Origin of the sequence: Acinetobacter sp. 243_ASPC (assembly GCF_001054715.1) — a bacterium.
Taxonomy (GTDB): Bacteria; Pseudomonadota; Gammaproteobacteria; order Pseudomonadales; family Moraxellaceae; genus Acinetobacter; species Acinetobacter soli.
Genome location: NZ_JVOR01000058.1, coordinates 1 through 24,227, shown reverse-complemented (window position 1 = coordinate 24,227; position 24,227 = coordinate 1). Strand labels below are relative to the sequence as shown.

Annotated in this window: 26 protein-coding genes; 21 read left to right on the top strand and 5 right to left on the bottom strand. The window is 41.4% G+C overall.

The features are described from left to right. The 9 genes from ADA42_RS17960 to alr form a co-directional block, all read left to right on the top strand. Nucleotides 1-214: cytochrome c oxidase subunit 3 (locus ADA42_RS17960; RefSeq protein ID WP_171249917.1), on the top strand; the 214-nt coding region annotated here is incomplete at its 5' end. Continuing rightward, complete coding sequence (locus ADA42_RS06085; protein ID WP_004938898.1) at nt 214-540, top strand: cytochrome o ubiquinol oxidase subunit IV; 327 nt, start codon at nt 214-216, stop codon at nt 538-540. The genes ADA42_RS17960 and ADA42_RS06085, both read left to right, overlap by 1 nt. A 10-nt stretch (nt 541-550) precedes the next feature. After that, on the top strand, nt 551-1,429 hold the full coding sequence (gene cyoE / locus ADA42_RS06080) for a heme o synthase (RefSeq protein ID WP_025094467.1): 879 nt from the start codon (nt 551-553) through the stop codon (nt 1,427-1,429). 185 nt (nt 1,430-1,614) lie between these two features. After that, the gene (gene rpsF / locus ADA42_RS06075) at nt 1,615-2,001 is read left to right on the top strand and encodes a 30S ribosomal protein S6 (protein ID WP_004938902.1); all 387 of its coding nucleotides are present in this window, start codon (nt 1,615-1,617) and stop codon (nt 1,999-2,001) included. Nucleotides 2,002-2,012: 11 nt separating this feature from the next. After that, nucleotides 2,013-2,240 carry a 30S ribosomal protein S18 gene (gene rpsR, locus ADA42_RS06070; RefSeq protein WP_004928375.1) on the top strand — a complete coding sequence of 76 codons (228 nt, stop codon included), beginning with the start codon at nt 2,013-2,015 and terminating at the stop codon, nt 2,238-2,240. A gap of 8 nt (nt 2,241-2,248) precedes the next feature. Then, on the top strand, nt 2,249-2,695 hold the full coding sequence (rplI, locus tag ADA42_RS06065) for a 50S ribosomal protein L9 (RefSeq protein WP_004938905.1): 447 nt from the start codon (nt 2,249-2,251) through the stop codon (nt 2,693-2,695). Nucleotides 2,696-2,789: 94 nt separating this feature from the next. Then, complete coding sequence (locus tag ADA42_RS06060; RefSeq protein ID WP_048764103.1) at nt 2,790-3,089, top strand: TM2 domain-containing protein; 300 nt, start codon at nt 2,790-2,792, stop codon at nt 3,087-3,089. Between the two features lie 266 nt (nt 3,090-3,355). Then, on the top strand, nt 3,356-4,801 hold the full coding sequence (gene dnaB / locus ADA42_RS06055; protein ID WP_048764100.1) for a replicative DNA helicase: 1,446 nt from the start codon (nt 3,356-3,358) through the stop codon (nt 4,799-4,801). A 26-nt stretch (nt 4,802-4,827) separates the two neighbouring features. After that, on the top strand, nt 4,828-5,901 hold the full coding sequence (gene alr, locus ADA42_RS06050) for an alanine racemase (RefSeq protein ID WP_048764099.1): 1,074 nt from the start codon (nt 4,828-4,830) through the stop codon (nt 5,899-5,901). A gap of 39 nt (nt 5,902-5,940) precedes the next feature. Here the strand turns inward: alr and ADA42_RS06045 are convergent, their stop codons facing one another. Genes ADA42_RS06045 through ADA42_RS06030 form a run of 4 tightly spaced genes read right to left on the bottom strand, consistent with a single transcriptional unit; the run spans nt 5,941 to nt 9,640 of the window. Then, entirely contained in the window at nt 5,941-6,675 is a 735-nt protein-coding gene (locus ADA42_RS06045; RefSeq protein WP_048764102.1) for a proteasome-type protease, read from the bottom strand. Nucleotides 6,676-6,690: 15 nt separating this feature from the next. Then, nucleotides 6,691-7,470 carry a transglutaminase family protein gene (locus ADA42_RS06040; protein ID WP_004948271.1) on the bottom strand — a complete coding sequence of 260 codons (780 nt, stop codon included), beginning with the start codon at nt 7,468-7,470 and terminating at the stop codon, nt 6,691-6,693. After that, on the bottom strand, nt 7,467-8,069 hold the full coding sequence (locus ADA42_RS06035; RefSeq protein WP_048764097.1) for an alpha-E domain-containing protein: 603 nt from the start codon (nt 8,067-8,069) through the stop codon (nt 7,467-7,469). The genes ADA42_RS06040 and ADA42_RS06035 overlap by 4 nt, the downstream gene beginning before the upstream one ends. A 20-nt stretch (nt 8,070-8,089) precedes the next feature. Further along, on the bottom strand, nt 8,090-9,640 hold the full coding sequence (locus ADA42_RS06030) for a circularly permuted type 2 ATP-grasp protein (protein WP_048764095.1): 1,551 nt from the start codon (nt 9,638-9,640) through the stop codon (nt 8,090-8,092). 223 nt (nt 9,641-9,863) lie between these two features. On the opposite strand from ADA42_RS06030, the gene ADA42_RS06025 reads away from it, so the two are divergent. Further along, on the top strand, nt 9,864-10,862 hold the full coding sequence (locus ADA42_RS06025; protein WP_004938928.1) for a helix-turn-helix transcriptional regulator: 999 nt from the start codon (nt 9,864-9,866) through the stop codon (nt 10,860-10,862). Nucleotides 10,863-11,237: 375 nt separating this feature from the next. Here the strand turns inward: ADA42_RS06025 and mnmG are convergent, their stop codons facing one another. After that, the gene (gene mnmG, locus ADA42_RS06020; RefSeq protein WP_004948275.1) at nt 11,238-13,118 is read right to left on the bottom strand and encodes a tRNA uridine-5-carboxymethylaminomethyl(34) synthesis enzyme MnmG; all 1,881 of its coding nucleotides are present in this window, start codon (nt 13,116-13,118) and stop codon (nt 11,238-11,240) included. 235 nt (nt 13,119-13,353) lie between these two features. On the opposite strand from mnmG, the gene ADA42_RS06015 reads away from it, so the two are divergent. From ADA42_RS06015 to gloB, 11 genes are all read left to right on the top strand, one after another. After that, nucleotides 13,354-13,581 (top strand): hypothetical protein, encoded by a 228-nt coding sequence (locus ADA42_RS06015; protein WP_004938933.1) that lies wholly within the window; start codon nt 13,354-13,356, stop codon nt 13,579-13,581. Nucleotides 13,582-13,717: 136 nt separating this feature from the next. Next, nucleotides 13,718-14,608, top strand: coding sequence for a bile acid:sodium symporter family protein (locus ADA42_RS06010; protein ID WP_048764093.1), 891 nt, complete (start codon nt 13,718-13,720; stop codon nt 14,606-14,608). A 105-nt stretch (nt 14,609-14,713) separates the two neighbouring features. Continuing rightward, nucleotides 14,714-15,619: a 50S ribosomal protein L11 methyltransferase gene (gene prmA / locus ADA42_RS06005; RefSeq protein ID WP_004948279.1), complete on the top strand. Its 906-nt coding sequence runs from the start codon at nt 14,714-14,716 to the stop codon at nt 15,617-15,619. Nucleotides 15,620-15,643: 24 nt separating this feature from the next. Then, nucleotides 15,644-16,165, top strand: coding sequence for an MJ0042-type zinc finger domain-containing protein (locus ADA42_RS06000; RefSeq protein WP_004948282.1), 522 nt, complete (start codon nt 15,644-15,646; stop codon nt 16,163-16,165). A gap of 686 nt (nt 16,166-16,851) precedes the next feature. Continuing rightward, the gene (gene fis / locus ADA42_RS05995; protein ID WP_001086304.1) at nt 16,852-17,121 is read left to right on the top strand and encodes a DNA-binding transcriptional regulator Fis; all 270 of its coding nucleotides are present in this window, start codon (nt 16,852-16,854) and stop codon (nt 17,119-17,121) included. Nucleotides 17,122-17,202: 81 nt separating this feature from the next. Continuing rightward, on the top strand, nt 17,203-18,777 hold the full coding sequence (gene purH / locus ADA42_RS05990) for a bifunctional phosphoribosylaminoimidazolecarboxamide formyltransferase/IMP cyclohydrolase (RefSeq protein ID WP_004948285.1): 1,575 nt from the start codon (nt 17,203-17,205) through the stop codon (nt 18,775-18,777). 134 nt (nt 18,778-18,911) lie between these two features. Next, on the top strand, nt 18,912-20,195 hold the full coding sequence (gene purD, locus ADA42_RS05985; protein ID WP_048764090.1) for a phosphoribosylamine--glycine ligase: 1,284 nt from the start codon (nt 18,912-18,914) through the stop codon (nt 20,193-20,195). 270 nt (nt 20,196-20,465) lie between these two features. Continuing rightward, nucleotides 20,466-21,332, top strand: a complete 867-nt coding sequence (locus tag ADA42_RS05980) for a MetQ/NlpA family ABC transporter substrate-binding protein (protein ID WP_004938954.1) — start codon at nt 20,466-20,468, stop codon at nt 21,330-21,332. A gap of 73 nt (nt 21,333-21,405) precedes the next feature. Beyond that, entirely contained in the window at nt 21,406-22,431 is a 1,026-nt protein-coding gene (locus tag ADA42_RS05975) for a methionine ABC transporter ATP-binding protein (RefSeq protein ID WP_004938956.1), read from the top strand. Continuing rightward, a complete protein-coding gene (locus ADA42_RS05970; protein ID WP_004938958.1) occupies nt 22,428-23,123 on the top strand; it encodes a methionine ABC transporter permease in 696 nt (231 codons plus the stop codon). Before ADA42_RS05975 ends, ADA42_RS05970 begins: the two co-directional genes overlap by 4 nt. A gap of 125 nt (nt 23,124-23,248) precedes the next feature. Further along, nucleotides 23,249-23,980 (top strand): hydroxyacylglutathione hydrolase, encoded by a 732-nt coding sequence (gene gloB / locus ADA42_RS05965; RefSeq protein ID WP_048764088.1) that lies wholly within the window; start codon nt 23,249-23,251, stop codon nt 23,978-23,980. The last annotated feature ends 247 nt before the right edge of the window (nt 23,981-24,227 follow it).

Genomic DNA, 24,227 nt, shown 5'->3' with positions numbered 1-24,227 from the left:
GTTCTTATCTGCGTTCTTTACCTTGGTAGGTACGCACGGTATTCACGTAACTTCTGGCTTGGTGTGGATGCTTGTTTTGATGTATCAAATCAAAACACAAGGCCTCACTTTACCAAACACCCGTCGTCTTGCTTGTCTAAGCTTGTTCTGGCACTTCCTTGATATCGTATGGATCTGTGTATTCAGTATCGTTTACCTAATGGGAGTTCTCTAATGAGTCATGATCATAATGCTTCTGGCGCTTCACATGGTAACTTCAAGCAATACACGATTGGATTCATCCTATCAGTCGTGTTAACCATTATTCCGTTTGGAATGGTTATGGCTGGAGGGTTTGGTCGTGGCCTACTCATGACTGTAATCGGTATTACTGCCGTTGCTCAGGTGTTGGTTCAACTTGTGTTCTTTTTACACATGAATACCTCATCTGAACAACGCTGGAATCTTATTGCATTTATCTATACCATTTTAACGATTGCTATCTTGCTAGTCGGTTCGGTATGGATCATGAATTACCTTCATTTCAACATGATGATCTAAACTGATTGTCATGCTGAAAAAGTATTTATTCCTGACAAAACCAGGAATTCTGTTTGGTAATTTCATTACCACCTTGGGCGGCTTCTTTTTAGCCGCCCAAGGCCATGTAGATTTCCTTTTACTTATCCTTACTCTTCTAGGAACCACTTTTGTTGTCGCCTCTGGTTGTGTGGTCAATAATGTGATTGATCAAGATATCGACCAGAAAATGGAGCGTACACAAAATCGTGCCTTAGTGAAAAAAACCATTTCTCCTACTACTGCACTCATTTTTGCCTTGGCTTTAGGTTTAATTGGGTTTGGTATTTTATGGTTTTGGGTAAATCCGTATTCATTTGCATTTGCTTTAATTGGTTTTGTTGTTTATGTGGTGCTTTATAGTCTTTGGACGAAGCGCACATCTATTCATCAGACTATCATTGGCAGTGTCTCTGGAGCATGTCCGCCGGTTATTGGTTACACGGCAGTGAGTCAGCAATTTGATGTTGCGGCATTACTGGTATTTTTGGCTTATGCGCTGTGGCAAATGCCTCATTCTTGGGCCATTGCGATTTATCGATTTGATGACTACAAAAATGCTGGGATTCCCATTCTTCCTGTTGCACGTAGCGTCTTTCGAACCAAAGTGGAATGTTTAATTTACATTGTACTTTTTGCGGCGGTTTTAAATGGACTGTACTGTTTTGGCTATACCAATATTTTCTTCCTGATCACCTTTAATGCACTCAGTGCATACTGGTTATATTTGTCGATTATTGGTTTCAAGGCAGAAAACGATCAACTCTGGGCAAAGCGTTTGTTTCTCTTTTCTGTAATCTTGATTACGTTATTGAGCTTAAGCTTTAGTTTTAGCTACCAGTCCCCTGCTCCAAATCTTCCTCTCTTTTAATAAGAGAGGATTATTTTATACATCATCAGAAATAATTCACGTCGTTTTTACTAATTCATTTGTTTTCAATACCGTTATTCTTTATAATCTAGCCTCGCTATTTTGCGACATAGCTTTTTAAGTTATGACTCCTTGCTTCTGACCACAATATGGTTAGGGGCTGTTTAAACCGTAAGGAGCTGACAATGCGTCACTACGAAATCGTACTCTTGGTACATCCAGACCAAAGCGATCAAGTTGTGGGTATGGTTGAACGCTATATCTCACAAATTAAAGAAGCTGAAGGTCAAATTCACCGTCTAGAAGATTGGGGCCGTCGTCAATTGGCTTACCCAATTAACAAGATTCATAAAGCACACTACATTCTAATGAATGTTGAATGTGGTCAAACGACTCTTGATGAGCTTGAAGAATTGTTCCGTTATAACGATGCAATTATTCGTAACATCATTATCCGTCGTGAAAACGCAATCACTGAAGAATCTTTACTTGCTAAAAGTGCTGAAGAAAAACGTGCGCGTAAAGCTCAACGTGAAGAAGCACAACAAGCTCAAGAATCTGCTGAAGCTTAAGGAGAACATCAATGGCACGTTTTTACCGTCGTCGCAAGTTCTGCCGCTTTACAGCTGAGAATGTTGCGTACATCGACTACAAAGATATCGACACTTTAAAACAGTACATCACTGAAAACGGCAAGATCGTTCCTAGCCGTATCACTGGTACTAAAGCTCGTTATCAACGTCAACTCGCGCTTGCGATCAAACAAGCTCGTTACTTGGCTTTGATTCCGTACACTGACAACCATAAGTGAGGTGAGCTGTGGACGTTATCTTATTACAACGCATTAAAAACCTAGGTAAACTTGGTGACAAAGTATCAGTTAAAGCTGGTTATGGCCGTAACTTCTTGATCCCTCAGGGTAAAGCTGTTGCTGCAACCGAAGCAAACACTGCTGCTTTTGAAGCTCGTCGTGCTGAACTTGAAAAACAAGAAGCTGAAGTTTTGTCTTCTGCTCAAGCACGTGCTGATCAGTTGAACGAAGTTAACATCGTAATCACTGCGAAAGCTGGTGACGAAGGTAAACTATTCGGTTCAATCGGTACTCGTGATATTGCAGACGCATTAACAAATGCTGGTCTTGCAGTTGACCGTGCTGAAGTACGCCTACCAAACGGTGCGCTTCGTCACACTGGTGAATTCAACATCGCAATCCAATTGCACCATGATGTTGTTGCAGAAGTTCTCGTTACAATCGTATCTGAGTAATTTTTGCTTCACAAAAAAAGCATGCTTTTTAGCATGCTTTTTTTATTATTAATATGATGAATTTTTACACGATAATTTATAGATGGTCATAACGATGAAAAAGAAAAATCGAATTGTTGCTCTTATCCTTGCCATGTTCTTTAGAATTCTAGGCCTAGATCGCTTCTATCTTGGAAAAAAACTGAGTGGTTTTTTAAAATTAATTACGCTAGGTGGTCTGGGGTTTTGGTGGTTTATCGACTTCACTCTACTACTGATCGATGCATTTCTTTATTCTCTTGGGAAAGATACTGGATTTGTCAAAGATGCAGCTCATAATAATCTTCGTTATGGGCTTTCGCTTTATCGATTAAAACATGGCAAGTTTGAAAAAGACTGGTTTGCCAAGCCTTAAATTTTATTTTACTCAAAATAAGTATGAAGAGATTGAATATCTCATCTCTTCATGAATGATCGAATAGAGATCACCTTCAATCATCTTTTCCCTTAATACCACTGCACAATCTACCTCAGTGTTTTGTGTGCTTATCATCAAAGTGTTGATTGAATAGACTATTGTACTGCTTACACAATTTTCAATGAATTTATTTGTCCTGTTCCGCTGCATTTGCATTAAGATAGGCACTTGGTTTTTGGTTCATCTTTTTATTAGGTCTTGCTATGTCACAGGCGAATGCCAATTTTACAAAAAATTCTCCAAACACAGAGAGTAAAGTGAGTGACTCAGGTCAGTTAAAAGAATTTCGTACCCCACCACATAATTTAGCTATTGAACAAGCTGTTTTGGCAGCCTTAATGACCGTTGCCGAATCTTTTGAACAAGTGGGTGACTTACTCAAAGAAAATGATTTTTATGCGACACGCCATAAATATATCTATCGTGCTATTGAAAAATTAGCCCTTGAGAACTCTCCGTACGATGCTGTATTGGTCAATGACTGGTTACTCAAACAAAATCTACTCGATGCCATTGGCGGTGAAGAATATCTAATGCAACTAATGGCAGATTCGCCATCGAGTTTTTACAATCTTGAAACCTATGCCAATAAAATTAAAGAGTTTTCAACACTTCGAAGCATGATCAAGGTCAGCAGTGACATTTTACAAAATGCCTATGACACCAAAGGTCGCCCGGTCAGCGAAATTTTAGATTTGGCTGAAACCAATATTTTTTCGCTGGCCGAACAGCACAATAACAACAAAAAAGATGCAGGCCCAAAATCGATTAGCTCGGTAACCGCAGATGTCATCACCAAACTCGATGAACTATCGAAACTTGATGGCAATATTACCGGGCTATCTACTGGTTTTGTTGAGCTTGATAATAAAACCTACGGAATGCAGTCTGGCGATATGATTATCGTGGCCGCACGTCCATCAATGGGTAAAACTACCTTTGCCATGAATTTGGTCGAAAGTGTACTTTTCAACTGTAATTTACCTGCGCTGGTATTTTCGATGGAAATGCCTGCAGATTCGATTGCCATGCGTCTGATTTCATCTTATGGCAAGGTGCATCAAGGGCATTTACGTTCGGGCAAGCTCGACGGCGATGAATGGTCAAAGGTCACGGGTACAATTTTACAACTTCAAGAAAAGCATTTGTACATCGATGACTCCTCTGCACTTCCACCTACAGAAGTTCGTGCACGGGCTCGACGTATTGCCAAACAACATGGTGGCAAACTCGGCTGTATCATGATCGACTATTTGCAGCTCATGAAAGTTCCGGGCATGGGTGACAACCGTGTAGGTGAGATTGGTGAAATTTCGCGAAGTTTAAAAGCACTTGCCAAAGAGATGGAATGTCCTGTGATTGCACTATCTCAGCTCAACCGTAGCTTAGAAAATAGACCCAATAAACGTCCGGTCATGTCAGATTTGCGTGAATCGGGTGCGATTGAGCAGGATGCCGACTTAATCATGTTTATTTATCGTGATGAAGTCTATAACAAAGAATCTAAAGAAGCAGGCACAGCCGAAATTATCATTGGTAAGCAACGTAACGGCCCAATTGGTACTGTGCGATTGGCTTTTGAGGGACAGTACACACGTTTTAGTAATCTCTCGCCAGAGTATTACAGCCAATACGATGACGAAGAGTAAGTTAGATTTGCAAGGGAGTAATCAGGGTGCGTCAAGCGACAGTCTACATCGACCAAACAGCACTTCAGCATAATTTTAATCGTGTTAAAGCGCTGGCACCAAATGCCAAGGTGGTGAGTATGGTCAAGGCCAATGCTTATGGGCATGGTGTCAAAGACTGTTTAGATGCCTTAAATGCCACAGATTCATTTGGGGTGGCGTGCTTGAGTGAAGCCTTAGAAATCCGACAAGCTGGCTATCAACACCCTGTGACACTGATAGAAGGCGTGTTTTCAGAACAAGAAATGCCTGTTGTACTTCAGCACCGATTCGAATGCGTGATTCATCAGGCTGAGCAATTAAACTGGCTGCTTGCTCACAAAACACAATATAACGCGCAAGGACTTAAGGTCTGGGTCAAACTCAATAGCGGCATGAACCGCTTAGGTTTTAAACCAGAAGTGATTGTAGATGTAATTAAATTACTACAATCTGAAGGTTTTCACTGTGTTTTAACTATGCATTTTGCCAATGCAGATGAGCCTGATCATCCCATGAATCGGCAGCAGATCGACACCCTGCTGAGCATTCAATCTCAATGTGCACCTATTGAGCTCTCGTGCTGTAATTCAGCCGCGATCTATAACTGGCCAGAGTTGCATTTTGATTATGTCCGCCCAGGTATTATGCTTTATGGTGCAAGCCCATTTGCAGATCGAAGTATAGAAGAATTAGGCCTGAAACCGGTGATGCGTTTAACTGCCAGTGTGATGGCAATTAATCATCTTAATACGGGTGATCGTGTTGGTTACGGTTCACTATTTACTGCGCCCCATGCAATGGACATTGCCATCGTTTCGATTGGCTATGGTGATGGCTACCCGCGTGCCTTTATTGAACAAAATTATGTTTCAATAAATGGCCAATTAAAGCCACTGATTGGTCGCGTGAGTATGGATATGCTGGCTATTGATATCACAGATGAACAGATTGAACTTGGAGCAGAAGTCGAATTGTGGGGCGAAAAACGCTTGGTCGATGATGTAGCTAAAGCCAATGGAACGATCGGCTATGAACTGCTGTGTCGTCTTACGCAACGTCCACAGCGTCAAAAAATTTAAATTGAGCTGACTGCATTTATCTGGAATAAATTTAAGTCTTTATTCCAGATAGTCTTCTTCAGGTTTAGGAATTTCATGTAGACCACGGCGCAAAGTCTCAGACCATTGTCGGCTGATCTTTTGAAAATACTCATCTTGTTGAGTGATTCGTTTCCCTCGTGGCATTTTCAATGTATCCGCACGATAAACCAGCAAGTCGAGTGGCATACCCACAGATACATTTGATCTGAGCGTCGAGTCAAACGAAATTAAGCTACAGCGTACAGCTTCATCGAGTGGCATATCGTAGGTAAGCGCACGGTCTAGAATCGGCTTACCATATTTACTTTCCCCAATTTGAAAAAATGGCGTATCTTTAGTGGCACAGATAAAATTCCCTTGAGGATAAATATGATATAACTGCATTTCAGTATTACCAATTTGTCCGCCTATCAACAAGTTACAATAATAATTACTTTGTTCTTGGGTATCATCGGTCACATCTGCAATGATTTTACGTAAAGTACGCCCAACATGCTGCGCCACCTCAAACATGGTATTGAGCGTATAAATATTTGGCTCTTCTTGCAACGTTAACTGATTACGCAAATGTCCAATCACCGCCTGAGTCGTTGCTAAATTTCCGGCAGTTTGAATCGCAATAATACGATCCCCTTCTTTACCAAAAGTATAAAGTTTGCGAAAAACCGAGATTTGATCCACACCTGCATTTGTTCGTGTATCACTGATAAACACCAAACCATCTTTTAAACGTAATGCACAACAATAGGTCATATATTCCACTTCCATCTAACACGCCAACACTTGCACCGTTGATATCATCTTTTCAATACCCCCCTTTTCACGAATCCCCCGTACAGGAGCGGCATCAAAATAATCACGTCCTATTGCAACATAAATTAACGTGTTTGGCTCAAAAATCTGATTACTGACATCGAAACAATGCCATTTTTCGTCAAGATACACTTCCGCCCATGCATGGCTGGCCAAGTGCGGCGAATTATTATCATACAAATAACCAGAAATATAGCGCGCAGGTAATCCAAGCGCCCTGCACATTGCCACCATAATGTGGGCATGATCCTGACACACACCATTTTTTAACTCAAACGCATGCTCCGCAGTGGTTTGCACTGTTGTCGATTCAGGCAAATACGAGACGTGACTTAAGATACGTTCACTCAAAACACGCAAACTATTGAGCGTTTTATTACTCATAATAGACATCGCAAAGTCCAGCATCTCAACCGAGCATTGTGTCGCAGGTGTATGTTGCAAAAACAATTCCACAGGTAGGTGCAGTGCATGGTTTACACCACTTTGAGGAGACAACTCAATTATACCCTGCGCCATAATGGTGAGATTCAGATAATTAAAACGTTGCGACGAAGTCATCCAAATATTATCAAAGATATCGCGCTGAACATCATGTACACCTGGGACACTAATGTCCCAGTTATGTACAGTTTGATGCGCTGAACTTTGGGGAACCATCTTGATATACTGGATACTATTACACGCAATTTCACTGTAATGGTAATGCGTTTGATGGTTCACCATTAACTTCATGCAGTTCCCTCAAACATTAACTGCAATTGATCGCCAAAGTGATAAAGTGACATGGTGTCTGGAGACTGCTTCAATGAAATCCAAGCATCATCAAGTGCAGTCCACCCCAATTCATTTAATAGCCCTATAATCACATCGATTTCATTTAATACCGATGATGGGTCTTGTTTAAACCGTATCAGACTGTCTAGCAGTTCAAGCTTTTGACCCAAACTAAAAAACAAAAAGACATCTTCAGATTCAGACTCCAGCAGCTCATTACATTCCGAAACAACGTCGCAAATATAACCCGGCTGACTACTGGCATTTTTCACTAGTTGAATCATTTCAGCGTATGTATTAGCACTCAATACGGCGCGCAGTTCATGAATATTATCGCGTGCCACTGCAAACTGGCTCATTAATGAAAATTGCTGTTCAGGATCAAGTGCCAAGGTGTTGAGTGATGCAGCATCATAAGCTGGCAAACAAAACGCATGACTAAAATCAATTGCCTTTTGATCGTCCGTAAAAGGGAGTTTATTGCAAAAGTACTGGATGCGCGTTAAATAGCGCCCTAACCAAAAAATATTATTCGCGTTTGAACTAAGTAAAATCATAAAGTTCCTTCCTGATTTAGTTAGGAATGCAGTGCATCAACAACCCACGTATCTTTAATTCCGCCACCCTGTGAAGAATTAACCACAAGAGAGCCTTCTTTCATGGCAACTCGGGTTAAACCACCAGGAACAATTTCAGTGCGATCAGGTGAAGTCAGTACAAATGGTCGTAAATCGATATGACGTTCAGCAATACCATCCTGAGTTAATGTCGGAGCAACCGATAGATCGAGTGTAGGTTGAGCAATATATAAATGCGGATGCGCAAGGATTTTTTTTCTAAATTCGGAAATTTCAGCAGATTCAGCTTTTGGCCCAATCAACATTCCGTATCCTCCCGAGCCCTGAGCCTCTTTAACCACCAGACGCTCAAGATTACCAAGTACATAGTCTAGATGTTCATCCAGACGGCACTGGTAAGTCGGGACATTCTTTAAGATTGGAGTTTCATTCAGATAAAATTTAATCATGTCATCGACATACGGATAAACCGATTTGTCATCGGCCACACCCGTTCCCGGTGCATTGGCAATCACCACACGATTTTTTAAATATGCAGACATCAAACCTGGTACACCTAAGCTACTGTCAGGTCTAAATGTAAGCGGATCTAAAAATGCATCATCGATACGACGATAAATCACATCGACACGTTGACGACCACGTATCGTCTTGACATAAACCGTATCGTTTTCAACATACAAATCGCGACTAGTGACTAAAGGAACGTCCATTTCTCGGGCGAGAAAGGCATGTTCATAGTAAGCACTATTGAATCGACCCGGTGTCAATATCACAATTAAAGGATTATCCACATGTGCATTTTCGGCCAGAATCGCCTTAAGCACTGTTGGATATTGTTCGATTTCATGTAGCTTGTTTGCAACACAAAGTTCTGGCATCAGTTTTTTACTGATTTTTCTGCTTTCCAGCATATATGAAACACCAGAAGGTGTACGTAGATTGTCTTCTAAAACAAAAAACTCACCTTTTCCATCTCGAATAATATCGATACCGCTAATTTGTGAATAAACCTGCCCTTTTAAACTGTGGTTCAGCATATGTGGCTGAAAAGCTTCGTGGTTCATAATTTGTGTATGCGGTACAATACCTTCTTTGAGTATATTTTGATGGTGATAAATATCGTCTAAAAATAAATTAAGTGCTTTAACCCGCTGTTCACAACCTGTAGAAATTTTTTCCCATTGTTTTGTTTCAATAATTCGTGGAATAAGATCAAATGGGATAGTTCGCTCTGTTCCTTCCTGATCGCCATAAACCGTAAACGTAATTCCCTCATACAAAAAATGCTGCTTCGCATGATTGTTTAACTGTTTTAACTCCTCCAATGAATGTGTCGATAGCCATTGTTCAATTTTTTTTGATGCTTCTCCGTTAGACGTTACATCATCCAGCATCTCGTTAAAAAACTTAGATTTAAGTTGATCAAAAAGATTTGTGCTTACGCTAAGCTGGTTCAGAAACGAAGGCTGGGTTGATAAAACGTTGGTCAATTTTTCTTTCATATAATGCTCACTTATCGTATGCAAGTCTTTCTCTTCTTCTAACATACAGACCTCGCCTTTCTCGTTTACTTATTTTATGACTAGCAAATATGATGCCATTTCGCTGTCTCGTTGTGTTTCTTGTCTTACATAATGAACCGAGTTGTGATGTATTTCATCTATTAACCTGTATCAAAATATAGGCAATATTGTTCTTACATTCTTGCCAAACCAAAATAGTTTTTTTAAGGTGTAGGTAATTAAAGTATTTTGTTTGATTTAGTCGCTTATGTCTTCACAAGAAAAAGAAACATCGAATAGCCTCTTTCGCCAGTGGCACATCTTATCACGACTCTCGACCGGAAAATGGATGGGCACACGTGAATTGCAAGAAATTTTAGAGCGTGAAGGCATTGAAATCAGTTTGCGTACCATACAGCGAGATTTAAACCAGATTGCACAACGATTTCCAATCGAAAGCAATAAAACCGTTCCTCAGGGATGGCGCTGGCGAGCAGATGCACCGCTACAAAGTTTACCGCACATGACCAGCTCTCAGGCCGTTACGTTTATGATGGTGGAACAGCATCTCAAACATTTACTTCCACCCAGTTTGATCGACGAAATGAACCCATGGTTTGATCTGGCTCGTCGAAGCCTGTCTACTCAAAATAACGTAAGACAGTGGATCAATCGCGTTCGGATTGTACCTGCTAGCCAACCTCTAATTCCACCCACTGTCGACAAGCAGGCTCAGCAGGCAATTTACGAAGGTTTATTGCAAGACAAGCAAATCGAATGTATTTACACACCACGCAATATTCAGGCAGATGAAAAAACCTATATTTTAAATCCACTTGCATTGGTTCAAAAAGGTGCAATTATTTATTTGATCTGTACTCGTCATGGTAAAAGTGAAGTGCAAACCTTTGCCTTGCACCGTTTTAAATCAGCAACTGTACTGAATTCGCGCGCTTTGCACCCCGTCGATTTCGATATCGATGACTACATTGAGTCGGGTGCCCTTGGTTTCCGTTTTGATTACAGTAAACCGACCGAGATGATTCAGCTCAAACTCACCGTTAATGAAAGTACGGCGCAGAGCTTTTACGAAAGCCAGCTTACCAAAGAACAGCATATTCAGATGATCGATGAAAATCTGTATGAGGTGAGCGCTGAAGTGCCGTTTACATCACAATTGGTATGGTGGCTCAGAAGTTTTGGTAAAAAACTCATTCATATTGAACCAGCCGAACTTCATCAAGCCGTCAATGAAATAGAAGAATAAAAAAAAGAGAGCAACTATGCTCTCTTGAAAATCGTTTTTATTGCTGTTCTTAGTTTTGCGCTGTCAGTTTTTATTGTACAGAACTTGCCACATGAAGCCCCGTTCTTCAGTGTGACACCCGTAATACGTGTTAAGCCATACATGAAAAACAGCATGCAAGGTCATAACCGTTGTAACGAATGGATTTCATGGTCATAAACATTACCTCTTGCTTTAGAATGTAAAGACACTATAGAAAAAATTTGATCAGATGAAAAATAAGAAAAAACGCACAGAATATGCATTTAAATGTTTAACAGTATTTCTGCTTTCGTCTTTACGTTCATAAAAAAAGCCCAATCAAAATTGGGCTTTTTGTTCAGCATAAGGCCCAAACTATGCTGTTTTCTTTAATTGCGCATTTTTACGGATAGTAATCATAATGAGCTGAACGGCTGCAGGAGTTACACCCGGAATGCGATGCGCTTGAGCTAGCGTATCAGGACGAACGGTTTTGAGCTTCTGCGTAATTTCTCTTGATAAACCAGATACAGCGTCATAATCAAAATCGGTTGGAATTTTTGTTTCTTCAAGACGCTTGAGCTGTGCAACATCTTCGTGCTGACGATTGATATAGCCTTCATATTTGACTGCAATCTCAATTTGCTCACCCACATGTACAGCAACATCTGAACCTGTAAGCTCAGCAATTTGGGTAAAGTTAATATTTGGGCGTTTAAGCAAATCAATTGCACTGCACTCTTTACTTAAGTCGGCACCAGTCATTTCGACAAACTTTTTACCCATTGGGTTGTTTGGTGCCGCCCAAAGGTGCGCCAAGCGTGCCGTTTCAGTTTCAACTGCTTCCATTTTTTCACAGTAAGCTGCCCAGCGGGTATCATCGACCAATCCAAGTTCACGTCCGATCGGGGTCAAACGCTGATCTGCATTATCTTCACGTAGCATTAAGCGATACTCGGCACGTGAGGTAAACATACGGTAGGGTTCTTTCGTACCCAAGGTAATTAAGTCATCGACCAGCACACCCATATATGCTTCATCACGTTTAGGCGTCCATTGTTCCTGATCCCATGCACGACGTGCTGCATTTAGACCCGCCAATAGACCCTGCGCACCAGCTTCTTCATAACCGGTTGTGCCATTGATCTGACCTGCAAAGTACAAGTTCTGGATCGCTTTAGTTTCTAGAGTAAATTTCAATGCTTGCGGATTAAAATAATCGTATTCAATGGCATAGCCTGGACGCAAAATATGGGCATTTTCCATCCCGCGAATTGAACGAACCAATTCAAACTGAACATCAAACGGCAATGATGTTGAAATCCCGTTCGGATAAAGTTCGTGCGTATCTAACCCTTCAGGCTCCAAAAATACCTGATGTGAATCTTTATCGGCAAAACGATGAATCTTGTCTTCAATAGATGGGCAATAACGTGGGCCAACCCCTTCAATCACGCCCGTATACATTGGTGAACGATCCAGTCCACCACGGATAATGTCATGAGTTTTTTCGTTGGTGTGCGTGATATAGCAGCTTACCTGCTCTGGATGCATGGATACATCACCCATAAACGACATCACAGGAGATGGAAAATCACCTGGCTGAGCCGTCATGACAGAAAAATCAACCGAGCGTGCATCAATACGTGGTGGCGTACCTGTTTTAAGACGTCCCACCGGAAGTTTTAACTCACGTAAACGATCAGCCAAAGCAATAGAAGGCGGATCACCGGCACGACCACCGCTCGACTTTTCTAAGCCAATATGAATCACACCGCCCAAGAACGTACCTGTGGTCAAAACCACTGTTTTGGTGTCAAAACGAATGCCCATCTGGGTGACAACACCTTTGACGGTATCACCCTCTACAATCAGATCATCGGCTGCTTGCTGAAAAATATCTAGATTTGGCTGGTTTTCAAGTGAATCACGAATAGCCGCTTTATAGCGTACACGGTCTGCCTGTGCACGCGTAGCACGAACGGCTGCACCCTTTCTTGAGTTGAGAATTCGAAATTGAATCCCCCCTTTATCTGCTGCCAGCGCCATAGCACCGCCCAAGGCATCAATTTCGCGAACCAAATGCGATTTACCAATACCACCAATGGCCGGATTACAGCTCATCTGCCCTAAAGTCTCAATGTTGTGAGTCAAGAGCAAAGTCTGTCGTCCCATACGTGCAGCAGCCAATGCCGCCTCGGTACCTGCGTGCCCGCCACCGATCACGATAACATCATAAACTTTAGGATAATGCATGGCAAAAAATCACCAGAAAAAAAAGACGGAACATTATAGCAAAGTTCACCCTAGGATCATGCATGTTATTACAAAATTATTGATACAAAATTCATAGTCGCACACAGGTTTTGACAATTTGTTTCAGTATTAAAATAGAAAGCAATAGACTTTTTTAAAATCAATTTTAGAATAAAAAATGTACCACCACTTATGAATCACTTTCAAAATCAAATTTATATAATAGGTATGCAAAATGAAAAACATCATGTTAAAAACTTTTTCTGTGGCAATTGTCAGCTTAGCAGCAATGAGTATGGCAAATGCTGAAATGACCAAAGCAGAAACCAATGCTCAGATAAAAGCGTGTATGAAGAAAAAGCAAGGTGACTGGGCCTCTTATGGCTACAAAGGTGTCACATTCAATGGTACCTGTCAGCCAAACGCCGATGGCAAACTGCAGTTCAAAGCACCTGCACCATAACCCAAACGATTCAAATTATTTCGCCCAGTAAAAACACAGGTTTTAATAACCTGTGTTTTTGTATGTATCAATGATCTATGAAATAACATAAAAGTCACGACAGAATTAAAACAACAGCTCATTCAGGATTTAAAAAATGGATTTAGGTATTATAACGGTATTCCTCCCCATTGCGCTTGCCATTATCATGGCTGGGCTTGGCCTGGAACTTCGCCCTCAGGATTTCACACGCGTTGCTAAGCACCCTAAAGCAGTTTTACTGGCATTGGTATGTCAATTGGTCATTCTGGTTGGAATTGCTTTTTTCATCTGCAAACTGTTAAGCCTTTCACCCCTTCTTGCCGTTGGCTTGATGTTGCTCGCCACATCACCGGGTGGACCCACAGCAAATTTATTCAGTTATTTATATCAAGGTGATATTGCACTCAATATTACGCTTACTGCAATCAACTCGGTCATCGCCGCGTTTACCTTACCTTTTATTGTCAATCTTGCAATTCAACACTTTATTAATGACGGTCAGCAGCTCGGATTACAGTTTAGTAAAGTGATTCAAGTGTTTTTAATCATCTTGGTTCCAGTTTGCTTGGGCATGATTATACGGCATACTTTGCCTCGTCTGGCAGACCGCTTGCATAAGCCCGTACGCACCTTTGCTGTGGTCTTTTTGGTGTTTATTATTTTGGCAGCCCTTACCAGAGAGCGACACAATATTATGGAGTACATTACTCAAGTCGGACTGGCAACTGCACTTTTTTGTTTTGCAAGCCTGTTCATTGGTTACTTTGTACCACGCTACTTCGGTATTAATAGTACGCAAGCGCGCGCCTGTGCGTTTGAGATTGGGATTCATAACAGTACATTGGCCATGACCATTGCGCTCACGATTTTATCGAGTACCACCATCGCCATGCCAGCCGCTATTTACTCAATCTTCATGTACATTTTTGCTGCCCTCTTCGGCAGTATGTTGAAGCGTTATTCACCCATAACGACTGAAAATAAGATGGCTATAAAAACCGAGTAAAGCGCCATAAATACGGATAAATCGTATGGCTTAAGAAATTAATGTTCTGGCTTTGCATTTATCCGTTACAATACCGCTTTAGAAGAAAATTTAGGTCTCATTCCCGTGAAGTGGTTACAAATACACATTACTGTCGATCAAGAACACGTTGATTTCACTGAAACATTGCTTTTGTCACTCGGAGCAGTCAGTGTCACTTTAGATGATGCAGAAGATCAGGCATTACTTGAACCGCTTCCAGGCGAAACACCGCTTTGGAATAAAGTGATTGTGACTGGAATTTATCAAGAAGATGAGCAAGATCCAATCGATGTTGCCAAACTTGAAGCGTTTTTAAGTGCGCAATTGCCTAATGCACCAATGCGTCATGAACAACTTGAAGATCAAGTCTGGGAACGCGCATGGATGGATTACTATGATCCGATCCAAATTAGCGAGAAGTTCTGGATTGTACCTGAGTGGCTAGAAGCACCCGATGCAGATGCAGTCAATATTAAGCTTGATCCGGGCCTAGCTTTTGGAACCGGTAATCATGCCAGTACATTCTTATGCCTGCAATGGTTGGGGCAAACCGATCTAAAAGACAAGACGGTGATTGATTTTGGTTGTGGTTCAGGCATTTTAGCCGTTGCAGCGCTTTTATTGGGTGCTAAAAAGGTATATGCCACCGATATCGATCCGCAAGCGGTACTTGCAACCAAGCAAAATGCCGAACTCAATGGCGTACTTGATCGTCTGTATGTAGGTTTGCCTGAAGAGTTCGATGCAGAATTTAAATCAAAAGAATCTCAAGCTGATGTATTAGTGGCAAACATTTTGGCTAGTCCACTCATGATGCTGGCACCAGAATTTGCAACGCTACTAAAACCCGAAGGCGAATTTGCACTTGCAGGCGTGATCGAAGAACAGGTTGAAGATGTCTCTGCCGTTTACAGGCAGTATTTTGATATCTTGCAAATCGAGAAACGCGAAGAAAACTGGTGTCGTATTTCTGGAAAACGCCACGCGTAAGCTTTAGACGAGGCTGGTCTATATATGAGCGCCAAACAAACCCGCTGCCCTCAGTGCAAAACGATTTACCACGTAACGCAAAAGCAGCTTACGCTGGCTCAGGGTATGGTTTGTTGCGCAAAGTGTAATTTCACTTTTAATGCCATCACACATTTGTATGTACCAGTAACGCTAGTTGATAAATTTGATGAGCTGCATCATGTTACATCCGCCATACAGCATGACAATGAAAAACCCAATGTGCTTGAGATTTTTCAGCAGAAAATTGAAAACTCCAATATTGACTTATTAACCTATCTCAACAATTTAAAATATTTTCAAAGTGTAGACAGCTTAAATTCTCCATTGTTGTATTTATCGAGTGACCGTGACAACTTGCGTCAGCAGCAAATAAAACAACGGAAAAGTAAACACTGGAAATACTATCTAATCTGGTGTGTGATTAACTTAATTTTATTTGGCTTATTATTGTTGCAGATTGTATGGTTTAATCCAGAGCTTGCGGCACATTATGAAATCCTGCGTCAACTACGCGCCTTATTTTAATTGCTGGTTTCTTTAAAGACTCAGTCCGCTTGCCGACAGCATGTCGGGTGATGACTCATTTACCTGCCTCTGCGCATCATATTTCATCAACTCACCTGCCTGTTCAATCGTGATGCTTATACAATGACTTAATAAATTCGAAGACGATAATGACACTTTTTATATCGAGTTTATTCAATATAAAAAATCATATCAGCTTGAGTACGATTAAATAAATCTATCCAAACCCGATATTTTAATTAGAATTTACGATTGGCAAATTTTAAAATCGTTTTATTCGCTCTAAGTTAGGTTTTATAAGGCCTAGATATTCAAAAAAAATACAAAAAATTTAAAAAAAATGCAGTTAATTTGCTCACTTTTGTTTAGACAATGGTATGATACGCGCCACGAAAGCTTAGCCCTACATCGTCCTCGCGATTTACTCACAATAATCATTATTGTCATGCGTGCTTTATCAGAAGATAGTGCGTAGCGTGGCTTTTTTGTTTTTTAAATCGCAGCGGTAACAAATATTAAATTATTGTTACGCTTATTTTTCATACAAATGTGAGGAGTTGTGGCAAGCTAATTGTTTCCAAGTTTTAGAACCACTGTTTTAGGATCTAAAACGGGGTTCAGTAATTTTTAGACCACTTTTATATACTGCTTTACCCAAGCGGTATTTGATTTTCGGATTAACTCGCATGAATAGCAAATCTCCTATTTTTACTGCACAATCTGATGTTGCTCTACGCATCCATGTGGATCGCGCAGTTCGCCATTACTTTGCACAACTGCAAGGTGAGCAACCATCACAAGTTTACGACATGGTGCTGGCAGAAATGGAGAAACCTCTTTTATCTGTTGTTCTAGAATATACGCGTGGTAACCAAACCCGCGCTGCTGAAATTTTAGGGCTCAACCGTGGGACTTTACGTAAAAAGTTAAAAGCTCACGGTTTGATGAGTGAATAATTGATAAAATGCTCACGTTCTCGTGGGCATTTTTTATGCCTATTTGTTTTAATCTGTTTGACTTAAACCGTTGACTTTATCATGACTATTAAACGCGCTTTGATTTCTGTTTCTGACAAAACAGGAATTGTTGAATTTGCTCAGAATCTTGCGAAACTTGGGGTAGAGCTTTTATCTACTGGTGGAACTTACAAGCTACTCAAAGACAATAACATTGCTGTAGTTGAAGTTTCAGAACACACTGGCTTTCCAGAAATGATGGATGGCCGTGTAAAAACACTTCACCCTAAAATTCATGGTGGTATTTTGGCTCGTCGTGGTCTGGACGAAGCCGTAATGCAAGAACACAACATCGATCCGATTGATCTTGTTGTGGTCAACCTCTACCCGTTTGCTGCAACCGTGGCGAAGCCAAACTGTTCTCTTGCAGATGCCATTGAGAATATTGATATTGGCGGCCCAACAATGGTTCGCGCTGCAGCAAAAAATCACGCGTCTGTTGGCATCGTGGTCAATGCCAGCGACTACGCAACAGTGATTGCAGAACTTGAGCAAAGCGGCGCATTATCATACGAAACACGTTTTGATCTTGCAGTTAAAGCATTTGAACATACCGCTCAATACGACGGTATGATCGCGTCTTACCTTGGCGCACGTGTGGGTAAAGAAGAAGGTCAGGCAGATTCATTTGCACGTACCTTTAATACACAGCTTCAAAAAGCGCAAGACTTACGTTACGGTGAAAACCCGCATCAGTCAGCTGCATTTTATATCGACCCGCAAGCCACTGAAGCGTCTGTTTCTACGTCGAAGCAACTTCAGGGTAAAGAGCTTTCTTACAACAACATCGCCGATACAGACGCTGCACTTGAATGTGTTAAGTCATTTGCAAAGCCTGCCTGTGTGATTGTTAAACATGCTAACCCATGTGGCGTAGCCGTATCTTTAGATGGCATTAAAGCTGCTTACGATTTGGCATATGCAACTGATACAGAATCTGCATTTGGTGGCATCATTGCTTTTAACCGCGAACTTGATATTGAAACAGCAAAAGCGATTGTAGAGCGTCAATTTGTTGAAGTAATTATTGCACCTAGTATTGCTGATGGCGTACTTGAGGTTACCGGTGCGAAGAAAAATGTTCGCGTATTGGTATGTGGCGAACTTCCAGCAATTGATGAACGTGCAGCACAACTCGACTACAAGCGTGTAAATGGCGGCCTACTGGTACAAGATCAAGATCTTGGCATGATCAAGGCAGCCGACCTTAAAGTAGTAACTGAGCGTGCACCAACAGAACAGGAAATCGATGATCTGATTTTTGCTTGGAAAGTTGCCAAGTATGTGAAATCAAATGCGATTGTGTATGCAAAAGGCCGTCAAACCATTGGTATTGGTGCAGGTCAGATGAGCCGTGTCAACTCTGCACGTATTGCGGCAATTAAAGCAGAACATGCAGGCCTTGTGGTTGAAGGCGCTGTGATGGCATCGGATGCATTCTTCCCATTCCGTGACGGCATCGATAATGCAGCAAAAGCTGGAATTAAGTGTATTATTCAACCTGGCGGTTCAATGCGTGATGAAGAAGTTATTGCTGCTGCAAACGAACATGGTATTGCCATGGTCTTTACAGGTATGCGCCACTTCCGCCACTAATTAAAACTCATTTAAAGCATAAGAAACTTTCCGGTTCTTTATCTTGACTTACCCTCTCCATGTGAGAGGGTCTTGTACTCAAGCAGCAAGGTAAAGTGAAGGATTTGGTTCTCGACTCATGGAGTATGAACCCAATGAATATTCTCGTTCTCGGTAGCGGTGGTCGTGAGCATGCGTTGGCATGGAAGATCGCTCGAGATCCGCAAGTCACTCAAGTGTTTGTTGCACCCGGTAATGCAGGCACTGCAACCGAAGACAAATGCAAAAATGTTGAACTGGATATTTTAAATAACCCAGCCATCATTGCGTTTGCAAAGGACAATCAGGTTGAGTTGATTATTGTTGGTCCAGAAGCACCATTGGTCAATGGCGTGGTCAATGCATGCCGTGAAGCTGGTTTAAAAATTTGGGGCCCAACACAATATGCCGCACAGCTTGAAGGCTCTAAGGCGTTTGCCAAAGACTTCCTGAAAAAGCATCAGATTCCAACAGCATTCTATGATGTGTTTACTGAAGTAGATGCTGCAAAAGCATATGTAACGCAGCACGGCGCGCCGATTGTGATTAAAGCTGACGGTCTTGCAGCCGGCAAAGGCGTGATCGTCGCGATGACCAATGAGGAAGCCTTTGCAGCCATTGATGACATGCTGGCAGGCAATAAATTTGGTGATGCGGGTTCACGTGTCGTGATTGAAGAGTTTCTCGCAGGCGAAGAAGCTAGTTTCATTTGTATGATCGACGGTCAAAATATTTTACCAATGGCCACTTCTCAAGATCATAAGCGTATTTTTGAAGGTGATCAGGGTCCAAATACCGGTGGTATGGGTGCGTATTCCCCTGCGCCTGTGGTTACTTCAGACGTGTTTGATCGTGTCATGAAAGACATTATGCGACCAACGGTTGATGGTATGGCCAAAGACGGTCATGTTTATACTGGTTTCTTATATGCTGGCCTCATGATTGATGAACAAGGTCAACCACGTGTGATTGAGTTCAACTGCCGCTTTGGCGACCCTGAAACTCAGCCAATCATGATGCGCCTTAAATCATCATTGGTGGATCTTGTGCAAGCAGGTCTTGAGGGTCAGTTGCCAAGTGAAGCCGAGTGGGACGAGCGTAAATCGATTGGTATCGTGCTTGCAGCAGAAGGTTACCCTGAAACTGTACGTAAAGGCGATGTGATTTCAGGTCTTGGCCAGTCGCCAGAAGATACTAAAATCTTCCATGCTGGCACAGACACGACAGCCGATGGTCATATCATCACTGCGGGTGGACGCGTATTATGCGTAACTGCGCTTGGCGATACCGTACTTGAAGCACAAATCAATGCGCTTGAGGTATGCGGTCAGGTGACTTTTGCAGGCATGCAATATCGTAGCGATATTGGATACCGCGCGATTGCACGCGAACAAGCCTGATTTTAAAGCTTAAAAAAACGCGCATTTTTGCGCGTTTTTTTATTGTTATGATGCCTCTCAGGCTAATAACTCTTTTCAGAAAAACTCATATATATTTTTGTTTATATTGTTTTGCGTTCTGATCAAAAAACACTATACTCGCCTACTTTTAAGATTAACTGACTTTATTGCGTTTAACGTTGGATTGGGATGACTGTCATCTACACATCATCATGTACACACAGTATGATATCCGGACGATATTAAAACGCTGTAACTGGGAAAAACCTGATGAAAAAAGTATTGAGTGTTGTTCTTACCTCAAGCATATTGCTTGCGGCTGGTTGTAGCAAAAAAGAGCCTGAGCAAGGCAATGCAGCTGCTGCAGATCAGACTAAAAAGATCGTGCTGGCGTCTACAGGTTCTGATACTGACGTTTGGAAATTTATTGCGACACTACCTGAAACCAAACAAGCAGGTATTAATCTTGAAGTGAAAAACTTCACTGACTACGTGGCAATGAACAAAGCGACGGCAAACAAAGAAATCGATGTCAATGCATTCCAGTCGTATAATTACATGGTCGCTTACAACACCGAAAGCAAAGATAAAGTTGCACCCGTTTCGACAACTTATATTGAACCAATGGGACTTTATTCTGACAAATATAAAAAAATTGATCAGTTCCCAGCAAAAGCCACCATTGCAATTCCAAACGATGCTGCAAATGAAGCACGTGCACTTTCATTGTTGCAAACTGCTGGTTTAATCAAATTAAAAGCAGACTTTAACCCAATTCAGGGCACAACCAACGACGTCATTGAAAATCCGAAACAGATTCAGCTTAAAACCATTCCAATGGCAACAGCTGTTCGTGTAAAAAGCGATGTTGACGGAATTGTGCTAGGCAACACTTTAGCTATGGAAGGCGGCTTGAACGTTCTTAAAGATGCCGTATTTTATGAGCCAGCAGATCAATCGACTAAACTGTATGTTAACCTTTTGGTGACTGCTGAAGGACGTCAAAACGATCCTGTATTGCAAAAATTAGGTACGCTTTACCATACAGAAGCAGTGAAAAAATTCATTGATGAGAAGTTTGGTGGTACGAAGGTGGATGTTAATAAGCCGATTAGCTACCTTACTGAATCAAAATAGTAATATAATGGTGTAATTGAAACAGGCAAGGTCGACTTGCCTGTTTTTTCTTTTATGTATAGTTTCTGACGACATGATCCAATTTAAAAACATTTCTAAACACTACGAGCTGAAAGGCCAAACGATTCGCGCACTGGATCAGATTAATCTGGATATTCCGGCGGGCAGTATCTTTGGCATTATTGGCTATAGTGGTGCAGGTAAAAGTACCTTAATTCGTTTGATTAATTTGCTCGAACGCCCAACACAGGGACAGGTCATTATCAATCAAAAAGATTTTACCGCCCTGAATGCAGCATCATTACGTCAGGAACGTGCAAATATAGGTATGATCTTTCAGCATTTTAATTTATTGCAAACCAAAACTGTGGCTGCAAATATTGAAATGCCAATGAAGCTCTTGGGTTATAGCAAAGCTGAGCGCGAAAAACGTTTGATGGAGCTACTCGAGTTTATCGATCTGGCACACAAAAAAGATGCCTTTCCAGATGAGCTATCGGGTGGTCAAAAACAACGTGTCGGTATTGCTCGTGCGCTGGCCAATCACCCTAAAATCTTGCTTTGTGATGAAGCCACCTCCGCGCTCGATCCACAGACCACCAAATCCGTACTGGCATTGCTCAAAAAGATCAATCAAGAGCAAGGCATCACAATTGTGATGGTCACTCACGAAATGGACGTGATTGAATCTATTTGTGACCATGTGGCCGTAATGGAATCTGGTCATGTGATTGAAACCGGACCGACCGTGGAAATTTTCAGCCGTCCACAGCACCCAACGACAAAAACCTTTATCCAGACCGTGTTGCAACAACATTTACCGGTCAATATTTTAAACAAGCTCGAACATCAGCATCATCACAGTATTTATCGACTACAGTTTTTAGGTAAATCAGCCCAAGAACCTGTGATTCAATCGATGATCAAGCAGTTTGATATTAGTCTGAATATCTTGTTTGCCAATATGACCGAAATTGATGGCACGGTGATTGGGCAGATGTTTGTTCAATTACTTGGTGACGACACCCTTATCCAGCAAGCGATCGAGTTTTTAGAGCGTCATGGTGTCAGTGTCAATCAAAGTGGAGAACAAGTATGAGAGACGTAATTGTGCAATGGCTGACCGAATTGACACAACCGTTCTGGAACAGTTCACTTTCGATTGATCAGTTTGTCACAGCGCTTCAAGAAACCTTTCACATGGTGTGCTTCTCGCTGCTGTTTGGTGGCATCTGGGGATTTATCCAAGGAATTGTGCTGTTGGTGACACGACCAAACGGTATTTTACCTAACCGATTTATTTATCACTTGCTCAACCCAATTGTAAACGCCCTACGTTCACTGCCATTTATCATTTTGTTGATTGCCGTGATTCCTTTGACTAAATTCTTAGTGGGAAGTTCAATTGGAACATGGGCCGCAATTGTTCCCTTGACTATTTATATTGGTCCTTATATGGGCCGATTGATTGAAACCTCCTTGCTTGAAGTCAACGAAGGTATTATTGAGTCTGCGCAAGCCATGGGCGCCTCTCCGTTTCAAATCATTTTCAAGTTTATTTTACCAGAAGCACGTAGCTCACTCATTTTAAACTTAACCACAGCCACTATTAGTCTAATTGGTGCAACGGCAATGGCCGGTGCAGTAGGTGCCGGCGGAATTGGTGACTTGGCGATTTCATACGGTTACCAACGCTTCGATACCAGTGTGGTGATTCTCACGGTCATCATCTTATTATTGCTGGTGCAGTTTATTCAAATGCTGGGCGACTGGCTCTCTAAACTTCGCTAGATTGCTGCCCTCTCCGGAGGGTTTTTTTATATCTGAAGCTGTATTTTTTCGTATCTACTGGTGCTGCACTACGCAGATCGTGATTAAATAAAAACAGTACATACCATTTGATCAGGTTATCCGTCATGCGTTATCAAATTGATTATATTGATGTAAAAAACAGCCTTAAAAATTATATCTGGATTATTCGAGACACCCATACTTCAGAAATTGTGGTGATCGATCCAACGGAAGCAAAGCCTGTTCAGGACTATTGCCAATTACATCAGCTCAAGCTTGCGCAAATCTGGCTAACACATTGGCATAAAGACCATATTGGCGGTGTGCCAGACTTGATCGAAGGTACCCAAATTCCTGTATTTGGCCCGCGTGAAGAGCTCAGTAAAATTCATTTGATTTCAAATGCACTACAACATGATGATCAATTCAAGTTTCATGACTTGCATGTAGAAGTTGTTGCAACGCCTGGTCATACCTTAGGGCATATTGTCTATTTTGTTGAAGCATTACGCAGTGTATTTTGCGGTGATACCTTGTTTGCGATGGGCTGTGGACGTGTATTTGAAGGCACCTTTGAACAGATGTATCATTCACTTAACCGACTAGCTGCACTACCAACAGATACCCAAGTGTATTGTACTCATGAATACACCTTGTCTAACGCCGAATTTGCCCTGACCATCGAACCCGACAATCTTGCACTACAAGAGCGTTATGAACAGGTAAAGCAGTTGCGAGAACAAAATATCATCACCTTACCATCCAGTATTGAAATTGAACTGGCGACCAATCCATTTTTACGTACCGAAAGCGTTGAAGAGTTTGCTCGAATTCGTACGCTTAAAGATAATTTTTGACACACTACGACTAAAGTTACATATTTATTTACAACTCATCATAAACACAATATGTAACTTTAGAAAAAACAAATTATTTAAAATATTATTTTTAAATTCAATAGATTAAGATAAAAACTAAGACTTAAAACCAATTTATTGAGTCAATTTAATTGATCTACTGCTGATTAAATAAACAATATTAATCAGTTGAAAAATATTTAAACAGTTTAGCCCTTTAAAAACTTAATCAAAACCCTTATTAATT

Bases quoted from the DNA above. Each gene is read 5' to 3' on its own strand.
- ADA42_RS06085 (WP_004938898.1), top strand. From the start codon at position 214: ATGAGTCATGATCATAATGCTTCTGGCGCTTCACATGGTAACTTCAAG.
- cyoE (WP_025094467.1), top strand. From the start codon at position 551: ATGCTGAAAAAGTATTTATTCCTGACAAAACCAGGAATTCTGTTTGGT.
- rpsF (WP_004938902.1), top strand. From the start codon at position 1,615: ATGCGTCACTACGAAATCGTACTCTTGGTACATCCAGACCAAAGCGAT.
- rpsR (WP_004928375.1), top strand. From the start codon at position 2,013: ATGGCACGTTTTTACCGTCGTCGCAAGTTCTGCCGCTTTACAGCTGAG.
- ADA42_RS06060 (WP_048764103.1), top strand. From the start codon at position 2,790: ATGAAAAAGAAAAATCGAATTGTTGCTCTTATCCTTGCCATGTTCTTT.
- dnaB (WP_048764100.1), top strand. From the start codon at position 3,356: ATGTCACAGGCGAATGCCAATTTTACAAAAAATTCTCCAAACACAGAG.
- ADA42_RS06045 (WP_048764102.1), bottom strand. From the start codon at position 6,675: ATGACCTATTGTTGTGCATTACGTTTAAAAGATGGTTTGGTGTTTATC.
- ADA42_RS06040 (WP_004948271.1), bottom strand. From the start codon at position 7,470: ATGAAGTTAATGGTGAACCATCAAACGCATTACCATTACAGTGAAATT.
- ADA42_RS06035 (WP_048764097.1), bottom strand. From the start codon at position 8,069: ATGATTTTACTTAGTTCAAACGCGAATAATATTTTTTGGTTAGGGCGC.
- ADA42_RS06030 (WP_048764095.1), bottom strand. From the start codon at position 9,640: ATGTTAGAAGAAGAGAAAGACTTGCATACGATAAGTGAGCATTATATG.
- ADA42_RS06025 (WP_004938928.1), top strand. From the start codon at position 9,864: ATGTCTTCACAAGAAAAAGAAACATCGAATAGCCTCTTTCGCCAGTGG.
- mnmG (WP_004948275.1), bottom strand. From the start codon at position 13,118: ATGCATTATCCTAAAGTTTATGATGTTATCGTGATCGGTGGCGGGCAC.
- ADA42_RS06015 (WP_004938933.1), top strand. From the start codon at position 13,354: ATGAAAAACATCATGTTAAAAACTTTTTCTGTGGCAATTGTCAGCTTA.
- ADA42_RS06010 (WP_048764093.1), top strand. From the start codon at position 13,718: ATGGATTTAGGTATTATAACGGTATTCCTCCCCATTGCGCTTGCCATT.
- ADA42_RS06000 (WP_004948282.1), top strand. From the start codon at position 15,644: ATGAGCGCCAAACAAACCCGCTGCCCTCAGTGCAAAACGATTTACCAC.
- fis (WP_001086304.1), top strand. From the start codon at position 16,852: ATGAATAGCAAATCTCCTATTTTTACTGCACAATCTGATGTTGCTCTA.
- purH (WP_004948285.1), top strand. From the start codon at position 17,203: ATGACTATTAAACGCGCTTTGATTTCTGTTTCTGACAAAACAGGAATT.
- purD (WP_048764090.1), top strand. From the start codon at position 18,912: ATGAATATTCTCGTTCTCGGTAGCGGTGGTCGTGAGCATGCGTTGGCA.
- ADA42_RS05980 (WP_004938954.1), top strand. From the start codon at position 20,466: ATGAAAAAAGTATTGAGTGTTGTTCTTACCTCAAGCATATTGCTTGCG.
- ADA42_RS05975 (WP_004938956.1), top strand. From the start codon at position 21,406: ATGATCCAATTTAAAAACATTTCTAAACACTACGAGCTGAAAGGCCAA.
- ADA42_RS05970 (WP_004938958.1), top strand. From the start codon at position 22,428: ATGAGAGACGTAATTGTGCAATGGCTGACCGAATTGACACAACCGTTC.
- gloB (WP_048764088.1), top strand. From the start codon at position 23,249: ATGCGTTATCAAATTGATTATATTGATGTAAAAAACAGCCTTAAAAAT.